The organism is Actinacidiphila cocklensis (assembly GCF_907177275.1).
GTDB lineage: Bacteria > Actinomycetota > Actinomycetes > Streptomycetales > Streptomycetaceae > Actinacidiphila > Actinacidiphila cocklensis.
In genome coordinates this window covers 108,055-124,941 of record NZ_CAJSLV010000035.1, presented here as the reverse complement: position 1 = coordinate 124,941, position 16,887 = coordinate 108,055, and the positions used below count along the sequence as shown (strand labels likewise).

Here is a 16,887-nt window from a genome sequence, read left to right as displayed (position 1 = left end):
CGCGCTCCTTGCGCTGCGCGCCAAGCCACGACGCACCGAAGGATGCGAAGGGGGCTGCCACCTGGGGGCGCGGGAACTGCGCGCGCAACCACGACGCACCGAAAGGTGCGCACGCACCGCAAGGGGCACGGACCTCAGGTACGAGAGATGAGTACGGGTGCTCAGGCGCCACCCCCCACCCCCCGCATAGCCTCGGCGCAGCCGAGGTCGCAGGGGGTGCGGAAACCATGATCGTTTCGGCGGTGATGCTGCTCGGCAGAGCAGCCGGCCTGCCCGCCGCGCGCCGCGCGAAGCGGCTGGCGGAGGACGCGGCCGAGACCGCACACCCCGCCCGGCTGACGGTGATCTCGGCGCGGCCCTGCTTCCCCGCCTCCGGCGGCGCCGAGATCCTCCTCCGGGTGGCGGACGACCCGGACGCGTTCGTCCGCCTCCGCGTGGACCGTGCGCCGCCGGCGGTCGCCCAGGTCCGCGACGCCGTCGACGAAGCCCTGGCAGCGGCCGCCCGCTGGCGGGCGCTGTCCGCCGCCCTGCGCCAAGGCGGGCACGAGGTGCACGCGCTGGGCCGCGTCGTCGCCGACCCGTGGATCACGGCGGCACCCTCCAACGACACGGTGGAGGACCTGCTGTCCGGCCTCCAGGAATGCCTGGCCGGGCGGCAGCCGGACGTGCTGCCGGTCGCGGTCATGATCGCCGACCCGGCGGTCCTACGGGCGCTGCCGCGGGACCGCGACCCGTCGCTGCCGACGCTGCTGCGGCTCAACGCCGCCCGCAGGCTGGCCGCGCTGAGCGGCCGGCGGCCGTACTACCGCGCCTCCTTCGGCGCGCAGGGCTCGCCCGAGATGAGCATCGTGCACCCCTTCGCGCTGTGGCAGCGGTACGAGGCCGCGGTCACGGCGAGCGCGACGGCCTGGCTGGCCGGGGCGCTGCCCGGCACGGGCGTGAGCGCGGTGATGAGCCGTACCCGGCTGGTGCCGGGCCGGGTGGACCGGGTGCGGGTCCACGTGGTCTTCCACGAGTGCCCGCAGCAGCCCCACCCTCCCCAGGGCAACCACGCCCTGGCCGCCACCACCGACCTCGACGGCACGTTCGTCGGTGACCCGACGGTCCTCCGCGACATCCGCGACGCCACCGGCCCCCTCCACCTCCCACCCCTCTGACCCGGCCGGCCGCACAAGACGCCGACCGCGCCCGGCCCCCACCGGGAGAGGCGTACCGCCACACCGAGGGGCACCCACCGAAGGGGCGCGTGGGGGTACACCCGGACGAAGCTCAGGGGGAGAACGGAGCGCCCGGCCATGACGGCGCGGCAGACAAGCAACTCACCGCGGGGAGCAGGACCCGACGGGCCGCGTGGGGGTACACCCGGGCGGAGCTCAGGGGGAGAACGGAGCGCCCGGCCCCCACCGGGAGAGGCGTACCGCCACACCAAGTGGCACCCACCGACGGGCCGCGGGAAAACCGGTGTCGTCCCCGGGCGGCGGAGCCCTATGGTGCGGCCGTGACCGACGAACCGTTCAGGATCAGGGCCGCCGCGCCCGAGGACGCCGCCGCCGTGGCGCACGTGCACATCGCCTCGCGGGAGGTGACGATGCCGTACCTGCCGCCGAGGCGGCGCAGCGACGCCGAGGTGGTGGCGTGGGTGCGGGACATCGTCATGCGACGGGCCGCGGTGTGGGTGGCCGTCGACCGCGGCGGAGCGGTCGTCGGCTACGCGGCCGTCGAGGACGACACGCTGGACGCCCTCTACCTGCTGGCCGGCGTGCTGCGGCAGGGCATAGGCAGCGCGCTGCTCGCCGCCGCGAAGGCGTACCGGCCGGGCGGGCTGACGCTCGCCGTCTTCCAGAAGAACACCGGTGCCAGGGCTTTCTACGCGCGCCACGGCTTCACCGTCGTGGACAGCAACGACGGATCGCGCAACATGGAGAACGAACCGGATCTGACGATGCGCTGGCAGCCGGTGACCAACAGCACAGGTACTGACGGGTAATCTCCGCGCCCAGGCGGTCATAGGGTGAGCGGCGAACCCTCACCCCGACCCTCCGGGAGATCGCATGCGCTCGGCGAAGGACTTCTTCCGCCCGCTGGCCGTGGGGGCGCCCGCGCCCCCGCGCGAGGTGCCGTTCCGGCCCTCGCGGATGATCCACTTCTTCGACCCGGGCAACGAGCGGATGGCCGCCAAGGTCCCCGCCCTGGCACCGCAGGTGGACGTCCTGCTGGGCAACCTGGAGGACGCCGTCGCGGCGGACCGCAAGGAGGCGGCCCGTGCGGGGCTGGTCTCCGTCGCGCGGTCCACCGACTTCGGTGCCACCCAGCTGTGGACCCGGATCAACAGCCTGGACTCGCCCTGGGCGCTGGACGACCTGATCACCCTGGTCACCGAGGTCGGCGACAAGCTCGACGTCGTGATGGTGCCCAAGGTGGAGGGCGCGCACGACATCCACTACGTGGACCGGCTGCTGGCCCAGCTGGAGGCCAGGGCAGGCCTGCGGAGGCCGATCCTGGTGCACGCGATCCTGGAGACCGCGGCCGGCGTGGCCGCCGTCGAGGAGATCGCCGCGGCCAGCCCCCGGATGCAGGGCATCTCGCTCGGCCCCGCCGACCTGGCCGCGAGCCGGCGGATGAAGACCACCCGGGTCGGCGGCGGCCACCCCGGGTACCTCGTCCGCGAGGACCCGCAAGGGGACGCGCCCCGGGTGACGCACCAGCAGGACCTGTGGCACTACACGATCGCCCGGATGGTCGACGCGTGTGCGGCGCACGGCATCCTGCCGTACTACGGCCCCTTCGGCGACATCCAGGACGTCACCGCCTGCGAGGACCAGTTCCGCAACGCCTTCCTGCTCGGCTGCGTCGGCGCCTGGTCGCTGCACCCGGTCCAGATCGACATCGCCAAGCGGGTGTTCTCGCCCGCGCCGGAGGACGTGGCCTGGGCGCGGCAGGTGATCGAGGCGATGGGCGACGGCACCGGAACGGTGATGATCGACGGCAAGATGCAGGACGACGCCACCTACAAGCAGTGCCAGGTGGTCGTCGGCCTCGCCGACGCGCTCGCCGCCCGCGACCCCCAGCTGTCCGCGGCCTACGCCGCGGCGGACAAGGTGGCCAGGCGATGACCGACGCGCCCCGCCCCCGCCGCTCCGTCCTCTACATGCCCGGCGCCAACGAGCGCGCCCTGGAGAAGGCCCGCACCCTCCCCACCGACGCGCTGATCCTCGACCTGGAGGACTCGGTGGCCCCCGACGCCAAGAAGGAGGCCAGGGACCGGGTCGCCGCGGCCGCCGCGGGCGGGGACTACGGGCACCGCGAGGTGACGATCCGGGTCAACGCTCCCGGCACCCCGTGGCACGCCGACGACCTGCGGGCGGCCGCGGAGGCGGGTCCCGACGCGGTCGTGGTGCCCAAGGTCGACGCGCCGGAGACGGTCGCCGCCGTGGTGGCCGCGCTGGAGGCGGCCGGCGCCCCCGACCGCACGGCCGTCTGGGCGATGGTCGAGACGCCCGCCGCGATGTTCGACGCGCGGCGGATCGCCGCGGCCGACCCGCGGCTGACCGTGCTGGTCCTGGGCACCAACGACCTCGCCAAGGAACTGCACGCCGAGCATGTGCCGGGCCGGGAGCCGCTGCTCACCGCCCTGTCCATGGCCCTGCTGGCGGCCCGCGCCACGGGTAAGGTCATCTTGGACGGTGTCTACAACGACGTCCAGGACCTGTCCGGCTTCGAGGCGGAATGCCTCCAGGCGAGGCAGCTCGGCTTCGACGGCAAGACGCTCATCCATCCCCGCCAACTGGAACCCTGCAACCGGGTCTTCGCCCCCGCCGCGGCGGAGGTGGAGCGCTCCCGGCGGATCATCGAGGCCTTCGATCAGGCCACGTCACAGGGCCGCGGGGTGGTCACGGTGGACGGCAGGATGATCGAGAACCTGCATGTCGAGGAGGCACGGCGGGTGCTGGCGCTGGCCGCCGCGGTGGAGGGCCGCTGACGCACGTGCGTACGGCCGCCCGGTGGCGGCAGATCGACGGCGGGGTGCCGCAGCCGTGAAGCGGAACCCCGCCGTCGTGCGTTTCTGTCGGGACCCGCCATGAAGCGGCGACGGACACTGTACGAAGTCGATGGCCCGTTTTCCGGCTCGCGGCTCGTACTGTCGTTGCATGACCACATCTCAAGAGGTGCCCGCAGAGGTGAACGACGCCCGCGGGCGGGTGGCAGAGCTGCACGCCATCCGCGCGGAGGTCGTCCGCGGGCCGAGCGAGAAGGCCACCGAGGCGCAGCGGGCCAAGGGCAAGCTCACCGCCCGCGAGCGTATCGACCTGCTGCTCGACGAGGGCACCTTCCGCGAGGTGGAGCCGCTGCGACGGCACCGGGCGACGGGCTTCGGCCTGGAGGCCAAGCGGCCCTACACCGACGGTGTGATCACCGGCTGGGGCACCGTCCACGGCCGTACGGTCTTCGTCTACGCGCACGACTTCCGGATCTTCGGCGGTGCCCTCGGCGAGGCGCACGCCACGAAGATCCACAAGATCATGGACATGGCCATCTCGGCCGGTGCCCCGCTGGTGTCGCTCAACGACGGCGCCGGCGCCCGTATCCAGGAGGGCGTCTCGGCGCTGGCCGGGTACGGCGGCATCTTCCAGCGCAACACCCGTGCCTCCGGCGTCATCCCGCAGATCAGCGTGATGCTCGGCCCGTGCGCGGGCGGCGCGGCCTACTCCCCGGCGCTGACCGACTTCGTCTTCATGGTCCGCGAGACCTCGCAGATGTTCATCACCGGACCCGACGTCGTCCAGGCCGTCACCGGCGAGCAGATCACCCAGAACGGGCTCGGCGGCGCCGACGTCCACTCCGCGGTCTCCGGCGTCTCGCACTTCGCCTACGACGACGAGCAGACCTGCCTCGAAGAGGTCCGCTACCTGCTCTCGCTGCTGCCGCAGAACAACCGGGAGAACCCGCCCGCCGTCGAGTGCCACGACCCGGTCGACCGGACCTCCGACGTCCTGCTGGACCTGGTGCCGGCCGACGGCAACCGCTCGTACGACATGCACAAGGTCATCGAGGAGATCGTTGACGACGGCGACTACCTGGAGGTCCACGAGCGCTGGGCCACCAACATCATCTGCGCGCTGACCCGGCTCGACGGCCAGGTGGTCGGCATCGTCGCCAACCAGCCGGCGTCGCTGGCCGGTGTGCTGGACATCGAGGCGTCCGAGAAGTCGGCCCGCTTCGTGCAGATGTGCGACGCCTTCAACATCCCCATCATCACCCTGTTGGACGTCCCCGGCTTCCTTCCGGGCGTCGCCCAGGAGCACGGTGGAATCATCAGGCACGGTGCGAAGCTGCTGTACGCGTACTGCAACGCCACCGTCCCGAGGATCTCGCTGATCCTGCGCAAGGCCTACGGCGGCGCGTACATCGTGATGGACAGCCAGTCCATCGGCGCCGACCTGACCTACGCGTGGCCGACCAACGAGATCGCGGTGATGGGCGCGGAGGGCGCGGCCAACGTCATCTTCCGCCGGCAGATCGCCGAGGCGGACGACCCGGAGGCCATGCGGACCCGCATGGTCAAGGAGTACAAGTCCGAGTTGATGCACCCCTACTACGCCGCCGAACGCGGCCTGGTGGACGACGTCATCGACCCGACGCAGACCCGCGAGGTACTGATCAGCTCGCTGTCCATGCTCCGCACCAAGCACGCGGATCTACCGTCGCGTAAGCACGGTAATCCTCCCCAGTAGCCATGGAGACCACTGTGAGCACTCCCGCCGATTCCCTCGTGCGCGTCGAGAAGGGCCATGTCGCCCCCGAGGAGCTGGCCGCGATCACCGCGATCCTGCTCGCCAGGGCCGCCGCCGGCAGCGACAGCACCCCGGAGAACCCGGTCAGGTCCACCGCCGGATGGCGGCGCCTGGAGCGCACCCCGGGCTTCCGCGCCCCGCACTCCTGGCAGGGCTGACCGACCGTACAGCGCAGCACACGACGAAGGCCCCGCACCTGCACGGTGCGGGGCCTTCGCGCTGTCCAGTGCCTAGCGCAGCCGGGCCATCAGGGCGTGCTCCACCAGGGTGATCAGCGCGCTCTTCGCCTCGCCGCGGTGGCGGGCGTCGGTGACGATGATCGGCGCCTCGGGACCGATCTGCAGCGCCTCGCGGACCTCCTCGGGCCCGTACGGCTGGTGGCCGTCGAAGCCGTTGAGCGCGATGACGAACGGCAGGCCGCTGTTCTCGAAGTAGTCCACGGCCGGGAAGCAGTCCGCGAGCCGGCGGGTGTCGACCAGCACGATCGCCCCGATCGCGCCGCGTACCAGGTCGTCCCACATGAACCAGAAGCGGTCCTGGCCGGGCGTCCCGAACAGGTAGAGGATCAGGTCCTGGTCCAGGGTGATGCGGCCGAAGTCCATGGCCACCGTGGTGGTCGTCTTGTCGGGCGCGTGCGTCAGGTCGTCGATGCCGGCCGACGCGGAGGTCATCACGGCTTCGGTACGCAGCGGGTTGATCTCCGACACGGCACCGACGAACGTGGTCTTGCCCACGCCGAATCCGCCCGCGACCACGATTTTCGCGGAAGTAGTGGCGCGCGCTGGGCCGCTAGAGCTTCCGAAGTCCACTGAGCACCCTCTCAAGCAATGTCACATCTGGCTGTCCGCCGGCGGACTCGTCGCCGCCGGGCTGGTGAATCGTGACCAGGCCGGCCTCGGCCAGGTCCGCCACCAGGATCCTGACCACACCGAGCGGGATCGTCAGCAGCGCGGAGATCTCCGCGATCGACTTGATCTCCCGGCACAGCAGGCAGATCCGCTGGTGCTCCGGCAGCTGCCCGCGCAGGCGGTCGGGTTCCGCGGTGGTGCTGACCAGTGCCTCGATGGCGAGCTGGTATCGCGGCCTGGTGCGGCCGCCGGTCATCGCGTACGGGCGTACGAACCCCGTCGGCGTCTGCGAGCGCCGACCCCTGGCCCCGCCGCCCTGCCCGCCGCCGGCCGCACCCTGGCCGCCGCCCTGCGGGGCCGGCGCCTGCGGCGGCTGGTACGGCTGGATGTGCGGCTGCCGGGGTGGCCGGTAGGGCTCCGGCTCGGGGGCCGGTGCCGATGGGAAGTACGGGTGGTGCACAGGCGGTTGGTGCGGGCTGCCATACGGCTCTGCGCCGGAAGTGGTGCTCACGAGTCCTCCTCCTGATACGGCTGCGGCGCACCGCCCGGACCTCTGGGAGAGGCCAGGGCGCGCCCGCACGCCCGTTCGCTGGTTGAGCTAGTTGAGCAGGCTGCCCTGCAGTTCGGCCCTGAGGTCGGGGGTCAGTACGGTGCCTGCGCGGTCGACGAGCAGGGCCATTTCGTAGCCGACGAGGCCGATGTCGCACTCGGGGTGGGCGAGTACGGCCAGGGAGGAGCCGTCGGAGACGGACATGATGAAGAGGAAGCCGCGTTCCATCTCGACGACGGTCTGGTTGACGCTGCCGCCTTCGAAGATGCGGGAGGCTCCGGCGGTGAGCGAGGTCAGGCCGGAGGCGACGGCGGCGAGCTGGTCGGCGCGGTCGCGGGGGAATCCGTCGGACATCGCGAGCAGCAGGCCGTCGGCGGAGACCACCACGGTGTGGGACACCCCGGGGGTGTTGTCCACGAAGTTGGTGATCAACCAGTTCAGGTTCTGTGCCGCCTGGCTCATCGGACTCAACTTAGCGCTCCTGGTTCTGGGGGCCGCCGAAGTTGCGGTCGGTGGCCTGTCCGTTCGTGTCAGTTCCAGCAGTGCGCCCCTGCTGGACGCCACGCCGCAGGTTACTCAACCTGCCTCTGACGTCCTCGGGTGCGCGGGAGACCTGTGGGCCGCCCTGCGGGGTCTGCGTCGCGGTACCCGGGACCAGGTTGGCCTTGGGCACCCGCCGTGGCAGGCCGGAGGGGGTGACCCCGCCTGCCTTCGGCTCGCGGACCGACTCGGCCCGCTGCCAGTTCTCGTCGTTGTTCGACCGCCATCCGGAGTCGTCCGGCTGCGGCTGGTTCTGCGGCTGGTTCTGCGGCTCGGGCGTCTCCTGAGCAGGCTGTTCCTGAGGTGCATTCCGCTGCGTCCGGTCCCGGCGCGGCAGGCCGGCGTCCGTCAGCGAGGGGGAGCCTACGCTCTCGGACGGCTGCTCGGGGAGCCCGTTGAAGTCGCCGGAACCGAAGTTGCGGTCGTAGCCGGGGTCGTAGACCGTTTCCGGCTGCTCGCCAGGTGATCCGTACGGCTGAGCGAAGAATCCGTTCTGCTCGTACGGGGCGCCCTCGGCCTGCGCCGGATAGCCCTGCTGGGCGTAGCCACCCTGGAAGCCCTGCTCGTAAGTCTGCTGCTGGTAACCGGAGTCGAAGCTCTGGTCGTACGAACCTGAGGGTTCGTAGCCGCTGTGGGGCTCGTAGGGGCCTTCCTGGGCCTGCTGCGGCATCCCGACGGGCTCGATCGGCCCCTGCTGCTGCCCGTACGGCTCAAAACCCTCGAAAGGCTGCGGCTGCTGCGCCTGCGCCTGCTGCTGCGCCTGTTCGAACTGCTGCTGCTGGTAAGGGTGTTCGGGCTGCAGCTGCTCGTCGTCGCGGTCGCCGGAGACCGCCGCCTCCAGCTGCGCCCTGCGGCCCTCGCGCCGCAGCGAGCGGCCCACCGGGTCGAGGGCCGGGGTGCCGTCGGCTTCGAGCGCCGCGGGCTGGTCGTACCGGGAGTCGTCGAAGCCCAGCTCCGCGGCGGTGCGCCGGCCCAGCTCCGCCGACTCGTGGGAGCGGCCGTGCGCGGGCTGCTCCGGTGCCTCGGGCACGATCCGCGACACGGTGAAGTCGCCCTCGCCATCGCCCAGTTCGTCGCCGCCACCGCCGTGGGTGATCGGCTCGGGCAGCATCACCAGCGAGGTGGTGCCGGCCTGCTCGCCCGACGGGCGCAGCTGCACCCGGATGCCGTGCCGGTCGGACAGCCGGCCGACCACGAACAGGCCCATCCGCTTGGCGATCTCCACGTCCACCGTGGGCGGCTCCGCCAGCTTGTGGTTGATGTCCGCGAAGTCCTCCGCGGTCAGCCCGATGCCCTTGTCGTGGATCTCGACCATCACCCGGCCGTCCGGCAGCCGGGTCGCGGTCACCCGCACCTTGGTCTGCGGCGAGGAGAAGGTGGTGGCGTTCTCCAGCAGCTCCGCCAGCAGGTGCACCAGGTCGCTGACCGCACTGCCGTGGATGTCGCTGTCCGGGATGCCGACCAGCTCGATGCGGTCGTACGCCTCCACCTCGGAGGCCGCCGCCCGCAGCACGTCCACCAGCGGCACCGCCTGGTTCCACTGCCTGGCCGGCTCCTCGCCGGCCAGCACCAGCAGGTTCTCACCGTTGCGGCGCATACGCGTCGCGAGGTGGTCCATCTTGAACAGGCTCTCCAGCTGGTCCGGGTCCGCCTCGTTGTTCTCCAGCTCGGTGATCAGGGTGAGCTGGCGCTGGATGAGGCCCTGGTTGCGCAGCGAGAGGTTGGTGAAGATCGCGTTGACGTTGCCCCGCAGCAGCGCCTGCTCGGCGGCGAGCCGTACGGCCTCGCGGTGCACCTGGTCGAAGGCCCTGGCGACCTCGCCGATCTCGTCCTGGGTGTTGATCGGGATCGGCGCCACCGAGGTGTCCACCCGGCCCGGGTCGGTGCGCGACAGCTGGTCGACCAGGCCGGGCAGCCGGGTCTCGGCGATCTCGAAGGCCGCACTGCGCAGCCGCCGCATGCTGCGGCTCATCGAGCGGGCCATCATGCCGGCCACGATGAACGCGATGATCAGCGCGACCACCACGATCGCGGAGTTGACGATCGCGTCCCGCTTGGCGTTGGAGGCGATCTTCGCCGCGTCGCTCGCGGCCTGGTCGGCGAGATGTACCTCGACGGTGCGGTAGGCGTCGAAGGACAGCGTGGAGGCCCCGAAGTAGGTCTGCGGGGTGATGCCTTCGGCGGTGAGCTGGGCGGTGGTGCGGCCCGGGGTGGCGATCTCGGTGACCATCTTGATCAGGTCCGGCGGCACGACGAAGGCCTGCCCGGCGGCCGTGGCCTTCTCCTTGGCCGCCGCGACCTGGTCGCGGCCCTTCTGCAGCGCCGCGTTCTGCGCGTCCTTCAGGCGCTGCACGTCAGCCGGGGTGCCGCCGCCGTTGTACTCCTCGAGGGCGATGCCCTCCAGGTACTGGTACGAGCCGAGCGAGGTCTTCAGCAGCGCCAGCTCGGTCGGGGAGGGCTTGTCCTCCACCAGGATGTGCATGCCGATCGACCGGGTCAGCGACTCGGCGGCCTTCGACAGCGAGACGGCGTAGAGCGTACGGCCGTAGGCGGTGATGTTGCTGGTGCCGTAGCCCAGCTCGTTGGCCAGCTCCATCAGCGGGTGCTGGATCTTGACGTACCACTCCTCGGTCTGCACACCGGAGAGCTGGCGGGTGTAGGCGGCCTTGCGGAGGTTGGCCAGCTCGGGCTCCACCGTACGGAAGTTGGCCATCCGGCGTTCCAGACCCGCCTCGTGCGGCATCCGGGCCGCCGCGTCGTCGAAGGCGTGGGCGGCGGCGTCGGTGGCGGCCCGCGAGGTGGTGACGGCCGGGTCGGTGCGCTTGCCGGCGAGCAGCGGAACCACGGTGAGGTCGCGCTCGTTGATCAGTGCGTTGCTGTACGTGGCCGCGGCCCTGACGAGGTCGGCGGTGCGCACGGCGTCGTCGGCCTGGTGCCAGGTGTCGACCGAGCTCTTGACCCGGAATCCGCCGAAGACCAGTGCGACGAGCACGGGTATCAGGAGGATCGCGTTCAGCCGGGTGGCCACCCGCCAGTTGCGCAGGCTCAGCCGGCCGCCGGGGTCCGGCAGCACCGGGGCGTCGGCCGGCCGGTCCGCGGGAGTGCCCCCGGCACGCTGCGGCGGCGTGAAATTCCCGCGCGGGCCGTGCTGGGCACCCGCCTCGGCTCGCCTCGTGTTCCTCACTGGACCAACAACCTCTCGGCGACGGCACAACGAAGGCCGTTCCTACGCTCGGGTTCTGCGAATTTCAGCACGCCAAGGGGGTGCTGGCCAAACGTCCGGCACCGGTGCGCGTACGCGTGTTCGGCGGCAAGCGGAACGGGAGAAGAGGGCAAAGCCGGGCATAGGTGCCCAATAGTGTGTGCGCTGCGGCACCGGCTGAGCGCGAGCCGTGTTCTCAGCCGGTGGAAACTCTGTCGAAACGTTATGAAGGCGGGCCGGCCGTGTCCGATGACACAACCGGCCCCCATGGCCTTCGACGTGGCAAGTTGCCAGCGGCACGAGTTATTTGAGCCGTGCCAGCAGCGCATGCTCGACCAGCGTGATCAGCGCGCTCTTCGCCTCGCCGCGGTGGCGGGCGTCGGTGGTGATGATCGGCGCCTCGGGGCCGATCTGCAGCGCCTCGCGCACCTCTTCGGGGCGGTACGGCTGGTGGCCGTCGAAGCCGTTGAGCGCGATGACGAACGGCAGGCCGCTGTTCTCGAAGTAGTCGACCGCGGGGAAGCAGTCCGCCAGGCGGCGGGTGTCGACCAGCACCACGGCGCCGATCGCGCCGCGTACCAGGTCGTCCCACATGAACCAGAAGCGGTCCTGGCCCGGCGTGCCGAACAGGTACAGGATCAGGTCGTCGTCCAGCGTGATACGGCCGAAGTCCATGGCCACCGTGGTGGTGGTCTTGTCCTGGACGTGGCTGAGATCGTCGATCCCCGCCGACGCCGAGGTCATCACCGCTTCGGTACGCAGCGGGTTGATCTCGGAGACGGCCCCGACGAAGGTCGTCTTGCCCACGCCGAACCCGCCGGCCACCACGATCTTCGCGGAGGTGGTCGAACGCGCCGGCGGCGCCGCACCGTACGCAGGCTGCGACTGCGCCCTAGAGCTTCCGAAGTCCACTGAGCACCCTCTCAAGCAGTGTCACGTCAGGCTGGCCGCCGGCCTCGCCGCTGCCGGGCTGGTGGATGGCGACCATGCCGGCCTCGGCGAGGTCGGCCACGAGAATCCGGGCCACACCCAGCGGGATGGCCAGCAGCGCCGAGATCTCGGCCACCGACTTGATCTCCCGCGTCAGGTGGCAGATCCGCTGGTGCTCGGGAAGCAGTCCCGCGTACTGCGAAGGGTCGGCTGTCGTGCTGACCAGCGCCTCTATCGCGAGCTGATAGCGCGGCCTGGTCCGGCCACCGGTCATGGCGTACGGCCGCACCAGCGGCTGATCACCTTCCACTCCGTACGGCGCGTGGTGGGACGCGCCGTACGGGCCTTGGCCCGGCGAGGCGGGTGGCGGGGTCATGAGGGTCCTCCGTGTCCGGGCAGTGCATGTCGCGGTGCGGAAAAACGGGAACGAGCGGGCGGATGGGCGGATCGTGCGAGCAGTCGCCGGGAGGGACTCAATGCATGAGGCTGCCCTGCAGTTCGGCCCTGAGGTCGGGGGTCAGTACGGTGCCTGCGCGGTCGACGAGCAGGGCCATTTCGTAGCCGACGAGGCCGATGTCGCACTCGGGGTGGGCGAGTACGGCCAGGGAGGAGCCGTCGGAGACGGACATGATGAAGAGGAAGCCGCGTTCCATCTCGACGACGGTCTGGTTGACGCTGCCGCCTTCGAAGATGCGGGAGGCTCCGGCGGTGAGCGAGGTCAGGCCGGAGGCGACGGCGGCGAGCTGGTCGGCGCGGTCGCGGGGGAATCCGTCGGACATCGCGAGCAGCAGGCCGTCGGCGGAGACCACCACGGTGTGGGACACCCCGGGGGTGTTGTCCACGAAGTTGGTGATCAACCAGTTCAGGTTCTGTGCCGCCTGGCTCATCGCACTCAACTAACGCTCCTGATGATTCGTACCGAAACCGCGGCCATCGGTCGTGCCGCCGGCCTCCCGGCCCTGCTGAATACCCCGCCGGAGATTGGTCAGCCGCCCGCGCACGTCGTCGGGCGAACGGGAGACCTGCGGGCCGCCCGGCTGGGGCTGCGTCGGCTGGGCCGCGCCACCGGCGACGAGGTTCGCCCGCGGGACCCGGCGCGGCAGCCCGGAGGGGGTGACCCCGCCGGCCGACGGCTCACGGACCGCCTCGGCCCGCTGGCGCAGGGCGTCGTTGGGCGAGGTCCGCCAGTTCGGCGTCTCGCGCGGCAACGGCTGCGCAGAGGGCGCGGGCGGCGCCGACGCGGCGGCAGCCGCCGGTGCGGGCGCGGACTGCGGCGCCTGCTGCTGCGGTGCACCACTGCCGGGCCGCTGCGGGCCGGCCGGGGTCGGGCGTTCGGTACGCGGCCGCTGCGGCGGTGCGGTGCGGCCCACCGGGCGGGGCGCCGCCGGGGCCTGCTGGCCGCGCGCGCTCTGCTCGACGTGGATCTGCTGCATCCGCTCGGCCTGGCCGGTGCGGAACCAGTCGGACTCGATCGCCGAGAAGATCGGCGTGGGCTCGTCGCCCCTGGTCTGTGCCGGCGGCAGCGCCATCGGCTCGGACGGCTGCTGCGGCTGGGGCGGCTGCTGCCCGGGCCGCTGCTGGAACGGAGTGCCCGGCATGCCCTGCTGCGGTGCGACCGGGTGCTGTCCCGTGACGTCCGTACGCTCCTGGCCCGGCATCTGCGGCCGGCCCGTGGTGTCGAACGGCGACTGCGGCACGCCGCCGTCGCGGTAGCCGGTGCCGCCCTGCGGCCGGCCGCCGGCGGGCGGTGCGAACTGCCCGGTGCCGCCGCCGAAGGTGTCGTCGGCGCGGACCGCGGGGAACTGCGCGGTGTCACCGGGACCGCCCTGCCCGGGCTGCTGCTGGGCCGGGAACTGCCCGGTGTCGCCGGGGCCGCCCTGAACGGGGAACTGGCCCGTTCCGTCGGTGCGTCCATGGCCGGGGCGGGCGAACTGGCCGTTGTCGCCCTGGACGGGGAACTGTCCGGTGCCGTCGTTGAGTGCCTGGCCGGGGCGGGCGAACTGCCCGGTGTCGCCGGGGCCGCCCTGGACCGGGAACTGGCCCGTTCCGTCGGTGCGTCCATGGCCGGGGCGGGCGAACTGGCCGTTGTCGCCGGGGCCGCCCTGGACCGGGAACTGCCCGGTGCCGTAGGTCTCCTGCGGGGTGCGGGGGCCGCGGCCGAAGTCCTGGCCGTCGTTGCCGCGCTGCGGCGGGAACTGCCCCGTGCCGCCCTGCTGGAAGTCGTCGCGGGCCGCGGGAACCGCGGGGAACTGCGCGGTGTCGCCGGGGCCGCCCTGCGGGCGCTGCTGGTCGGTGCCGCCGCCCTGCCGCGGACCCGGCCGGCCGCCGAAGACGTCGGAGCGGAAGCCGCTCGGCCCGGTGCCCTGCGGCTGCGGGGGCTGGGGCTGGGACGGGAACTGGCCGCCGGGGCCGCCCTGGCCGCCCTGCTGCGGGGCGCCGAACGCGTCGTCGGTGCCGCCCTGGCGGAAGTCCGCCCTGGCGCCGGTGTCCTGGCCGCTGCCGTCGAAGGCGTCGAACGCGGGAGACGCCTCGACGTCCTCGTGGCCGCGCGGGGTGTCCTGCAGCCCCCTGTCGTCCGCCGGGAAGCCCTGCGAGCCGTCCTGCGCCGCCCAGCGGGGCGTACCCGGCTGCTGCGGTGCGGCGCCGCCGGGCCGGCCCGCGCCCGGGGCCAGCGCCGGGCGCTGCGCGCCGCCGCCGACCTGGCCGCGCTGCGGCGCCTTGGGGACCTGCTGCGCGTTGGGCGCGCTGCCGAAGGCCGCCGCCACACCCGAGCCGCCGCCCGCGGCGGGAGCCGGGGGAGTGGCACCGGCGCGCGCGCCGCCCATGGCGTTGCCCTTGGGGCCTGCGCCGCCCTGCGTCACGTCGACCGGCAGCATGACCAGCGCGGTCGTACCGCCGGAGTCGGACGGGCGGAGCTGGATGCGGATGCCGTGCCGCAGGGACAGGCGGCCGACCACGAACAGGCCCATGCGGCGGGACACCGCGACGTCCACGGTCGGCGGGTTGGCCAGCCGCTCGTTGATGTCGGCCAGGTCCTCGGGCGACAGGCCGATACCGGTGTCGTGGATCTCGATCAGCACCCGCCCGTCGGGCAGCGCGTGACCGGTGACCCGCACCTTGGTCTGCGGGGAGGAGAACGACGTGGCGTTCTCCAGCAGCTCGGCGAGCAGGTGGACGAGGTCGTTGACGATACGTCCGGTGACCTCGGCCGACGGCACGGAGGTCAGCTCGATGCGCTCGTACTGCTCCACCTCGGAGGCCGCGGCGCGCAGCACGTCGACCAGCGGGACCGGCCGGGTCCACCGGCGGCCCGGCTCCTCACCGGCGAGGACCAGCAGGTTCTCACCGTTGCGGCGCATACGGGTCGCGAGGTGGTCCAGCTTGAACAGCGAGGACAGCTGGTCCGGGTCGGCCTCGCGGGACTCCAGTTCGGAGATCAGCGACAGCTGGCGCTGGATGAGGCCCTGGCTGCGGCGGGAGAGGTTGGTGAACATCGCGTTGACGTTGCCCCGCAGCAGCGCCTGCTCGGCGGCGAGCCGTACGGCCTCGCTGTGGACCTCGTCGAAGGCGCGGGCCACCTGGCCGATCTCGTCGCGGCTGTTGATGCCGATCGACTCGACCGAGGTGTCGACGTCCTGCGGGTCGGTGTCCGACAGCTGCTTGACCAGCTCGGGCAGCCGCTTCTGGGCGACGTCCTGGGCGGTCTGCTGCAGCCGGCGCAGCGAGCGGATCATGGAGCGGGCCACGACGAAGGCGCCGACCACGGCGACACCGAGGACCAGCAGGATGATCGCACCGGCGATCAGCGCGTCCTGCTTGGCGGTGCTCTGGAGTTCGAGTGACTTCTGCCGCATCTCGTTCAGCAGCGACCGCTCGATGCGGTTCATCGCGTCGATCTTCGCCCTGGCGGCGTCGTCCCAGTCCAGGTACGAGATGTTGATGCCGTCGATCGCGTCGGGCGTGGCCGCGATCCGCTCGCGCATCGTGTCGTGCGCGCTGATCGTGTCGTTGCCGCCCGAGATCGGCTTGATGAGCTCGGCGCTCTTGGGGCCGTACAGGAACGTGAAACGGGTGAGGTTGATGTCCTCGTTGGCCGCCGCCGACTTCACCGACTGGTAGTCGCCGAGGTCGAGGTGGCCGCCCTTGGCCAGCGCGGCGCTGATCACCGCGCGCTGGATCGACTCGTACTCCTTGGCGGACGAGAACGCCGCCAGAGCACGGGTGCTGGTCACCATCTCGGAGTTCTGGGTGGCCTGCGCCATGTCGACGGACAGGCCGAGCAGCGACTGGATCAGGCCGTCGTAGGAGGAGACGGTCTGGGCGATCGAGGACTGGCTGGTGAAGGCCTGGTCCCGCAGCTGGCTGAGCTGGGTCAGCTGGGTGTCGATCGCGATCAGGCTGGAACGCACGCCGCTGAACAGCGAGTCGTTCGAGGAGATGTTGTCGCTCGCGTCGCGGTAGAGCTTGTACTCGCGGTCCGTGGTCTGCCGGGAGGCGGCGACCGCGTCGGTGGGACTGCCCGCGCTGAGCGGACCGGCCGAGCTGTCGCGCTCCTCGGCCAGGGCGTCGGCCAGGTCGGTCGCGTGCTCGGCGATGTCGGTCAGCGAGTTCATCCGCTGCAGCTGGCCGATGTTCTGCATCGAGGTGTGGATGCGCAGGCCGCCGAGCGCGCCGGCGGTGACCACCGGCAGAGCCAGCAGTGACACCAGACGGGTGCTGATGCGCCAGTTGCGCATCAGTATTCGCGATCCCGGCTTGCCGTCAAGGCCGGTGATCCGGCCCGCCTCGATGCCGCTGGGCGTGCTCGTCCGTCCGGTGGCCGCAGCCGTTCCCGGCGTGGCGCCTCCGGAGTCACCAGCAGCCTGGGCAGGACCGTTGCCGGTCCCGCCGGGCTGCTGCTCCGGGTCGCCCGCCGCGCCGCTGTCCCTCTTGAAACGTCCCTGCACTAGCGTCGCAACCTCTGGACCAGGCGTCCCCCGCGATGAAGCGGACAGGACGGTGTCGAGTCATGGGGGCCTGCCCGGA

The 16,887-nt window shown here is 71.9% G+C and carries 14 protein-coding genes; 6 read left to right on the top strand and 8 right to left on the bottom strand.

The window, feature by feature from the left end:
* Positions 1 to 227: 227 nt before the first annotated feature.
* The 6 genes from NFU81_RS05560 (at position 228) to NFU81_RS05535 (ending at position 5,950) form a co-directional block, all read left to right on the top strand.
* Positions 228 to 1,157 carry a hypothetical protein gene (locus NFU81_RS05560; protein WP_251485562.1) on the top strand — a complete coding sequence of 310 codons (930 nt, stop codon included), beginning with the start codon at positions 228 to 230 and terminating at the stop codon, positions 1,155 to 1,157.
* A gap of 341 nt (positions 1,158 to 1,498) precedes the next feature.
* Complete coding sequence (locus NFU81_RS05555) at positions 1,499 to 1,987, top strand: GNAT family N-acetyltransferase (RefSeq protein ID WP_251485559.1); 489 nt, start codon at positions 1,499 to 1,501, stop codon at positions 1,985 to 1,987.
* A 64-nt stretch (positions 1,988 to 2,051) separates the two neighbouring features.
* Positions 2,052 to 3,113 carry an HpcH/HpaI aldolase/citrate lyase family protein gene (locus tag NFU81_RS05550; RefSeq protein ID WP_251485557.1) on the top strand — a complete coding sequence of 354 codons (1,062 nt, stop codon included), beginning with the start codon at positions 2,052 to 2,054 and terminating at the stop codon, positions 3,111 to 3,113.
* On the top strand, positions 3,110 to 3,979 hold the full coding sequence (locus NFU81_RS05545) for an HpcH/HpaI aldolase/citrate lyase family protein (protein ID WP_251485554.1): 870 nt from the start codon (positions 3,110 to 3,112) through the stop codon (positions 3,977 to 3,979). The genes NFU81_RS05550 and NFU81_RS05545 overlap by 4 nt, the downstream gene beginning before the upstream one ends.
* A 169-nt stretch (positions 3,980 to 4,148) precedes the next feature.
* Positions 4,149 to 5,732 carry an acyl-CoA carboxylase subunit beta gene (locus tag NFU81_RS05540; RefSeq protein ID WP_251485551.1) on the top strand — a complete coding sequence of 528 codons (1,584 nt, stop codon included), beginning with the start codon at positions 4,149 to 4,151 and terminating at the stop codon, positions 5,730 to 5,732.
* 14 nt (positions 5,733 to 5,746) lie between these two features.
* The gene (locus NFU81_RS05535; RefSeq protein WP_251485547.1) at positions 5,747 to 5,950 is read left to right on the top strand and encodes an acyl-CoA carboxylase subunit epsilon; all 204 of its coding nucleotides are present in this window, start codon (positions 5,747 to 5,749) and stop codon (positions 5,948 to 5,950) included.
* Positions 5,951 to 6,022: 72 nt separating this feature from the next.
* On the opposite strand, the gene NFU81_RS05530 is transcribed toward NFU81_RS05535, so the two are convergent.
* The 8 genes from NFU81_RS05530 to NFU81_RS05495 form a co-directional block, all read right to left on the bottom strand.
* On the bottom strand, positions 6,023 to 6,601 hold the full coding sequence (locus tag NFU81_RS05530) for a GTP-binding protein (protein WP_251485546.1): 579 nt from the start codon (positions 6,599 to 6,601) through the stop codon (positions 6,023 to 6,025).
* Positions 6,582 to 7,151, bottom strand: coding sequence for a DUF742 domain-containing protein (locus NFU81_RS05525; RefSeq protein ID WP_251485544.1), 570 nt, complete (start codon positions 7,149 to 7,151; stop codon positions 6,582 to 6,584). Before NFU81_RS05525 ends, NFU81_RS05530 begins: the two co-directional genes overlap by 20 nt.
* An 87-nt stretch (positions 7,152 to 7,238) precedes the next feature.
* Positions 7,239 to 7,652: a roadblock/LC7 domain-containing protein gene (locus tag NFU81_RS05520; RefSeq protein ID WP_033173109.1), complete on the bottom strand. Its 414-nt coding sequence runs from the start codon at positions 7,650 to 7,652 to the stop codon at positions 7,239 to 7,241.
* A 10-nt stretch (positions 7,653 to 7,662) separates the two neighbouring features.
* A complete protein-coding gene (locus NFU81_RS05515; RefSeq protein WP_251485541.1) occupies positions 7,663 to 10,914 on the bottom strand; it encodes a sensor histidine kinase in 3,252 nt (1,083 codons plus the stop codon).
* 321 nt (positions 10,915 to 11,235) lie between these two features.
* Positions 11,236 to 11,844 carry a GTP-binding protein gene (locus NFU81_RS05510; protein WP_251485538.1) on the bottom strand — a complete coding sequence of 203 codons (609 nt, stop codon included), beginning with the start codon at positions 11,842 to 11,844 and terminating at the stop codon, positions 11,236 to 11,238.
* Positions 11,825 to 12,238: a DUF742 domain-containing protein gene (locus tag NFU81_RS05505; RefSeq protein ID WP_033177620.1), complete on the bottom strand. Its 414-nt coding sequence runs from the start codon at positions 12,236 to 12,238 to the stop codon at positions 11,825 to 11,827. Before NFU81_RS05505 ends, NFU81_RS05510 begins: the two co-directional genes overlap by 20 nt.
* A gap of 97 nt (positions 12,239 to 12,335) precedes the next feature.
* Entirely contained in the window at positions 12,336 to 12,749 is a 414-nt protein-coding gene (locus NFU81_RS05500; RefSeq protein WP_205043647.1) for a roadblock/LC7 domain-containing protein, read from the bottom strand.
* Between the two features lie 9 nt (positions 12,750 to 12,758).
* Positions 12,759 to 16,808: a sensor histidine kinase gene (locus tag NFU81_RS05495; protein WP_251485535.1), complete on the bottom strand. Its 4,050-nt coding sequence runs from the start codon at positions 16,806 to 16,808 to the stop codon at positions 12,759 to 12,761.
* Positions 16,809 to 16,887: the final 79 nt, after the last annotated feature.

Coding starts and splice junctions, on each gene's coding strand:
- NFU81_RS05560 (WP_251485562.1), top strand. CDS start 228: ATGATCGTTTCGGCGGTGATGCTGCTCGGCAGAGCAGCCGGCCTGCCC.
- NFU81_RS05550 (WP_251485557.1), top strand. CDS start 2,052: ATGCGCTCGGCGAAGGACTTCTTCCGCCCGCTGGCCGTGGGGGCGCCC.
- NFU81_RS05545 (WP_251485554.1), top strand. CDS start 3,110: ATGACCGACGCGCCCCGCCCCCGCCGCTCCGTCCTCTACATGCCCGGC.
- NFU81_RS05540 (WP_251485551.1), top strand. CDS start 4,149: ATGACCACATCTCAAGAGGTGCCCGCAGAGGTGAACGACGCCCGCGGG.
- NFU81_RS05520 (WP_033173109.1), bottom strand. CDS start 7,652: ATGAGCCAGGCGGCACAGAACCTGAACTGGTTGATCACCAACTTCGTG.
- NFU81_RS05505 (WP_033177620.1), bottom strand. CDS start 12,238: ATGACCCCGCCACCCGCCTCGCCGGGCCAAGGCCCGTACGGCGCGTCC.
- NFU81_RS05500 (WP_205043647.1), bottom strand. CDS start 12,749: ATGAGCCAGGCGGCACAGAACCTGAACTGGTTGATCACCAACTTCGTG.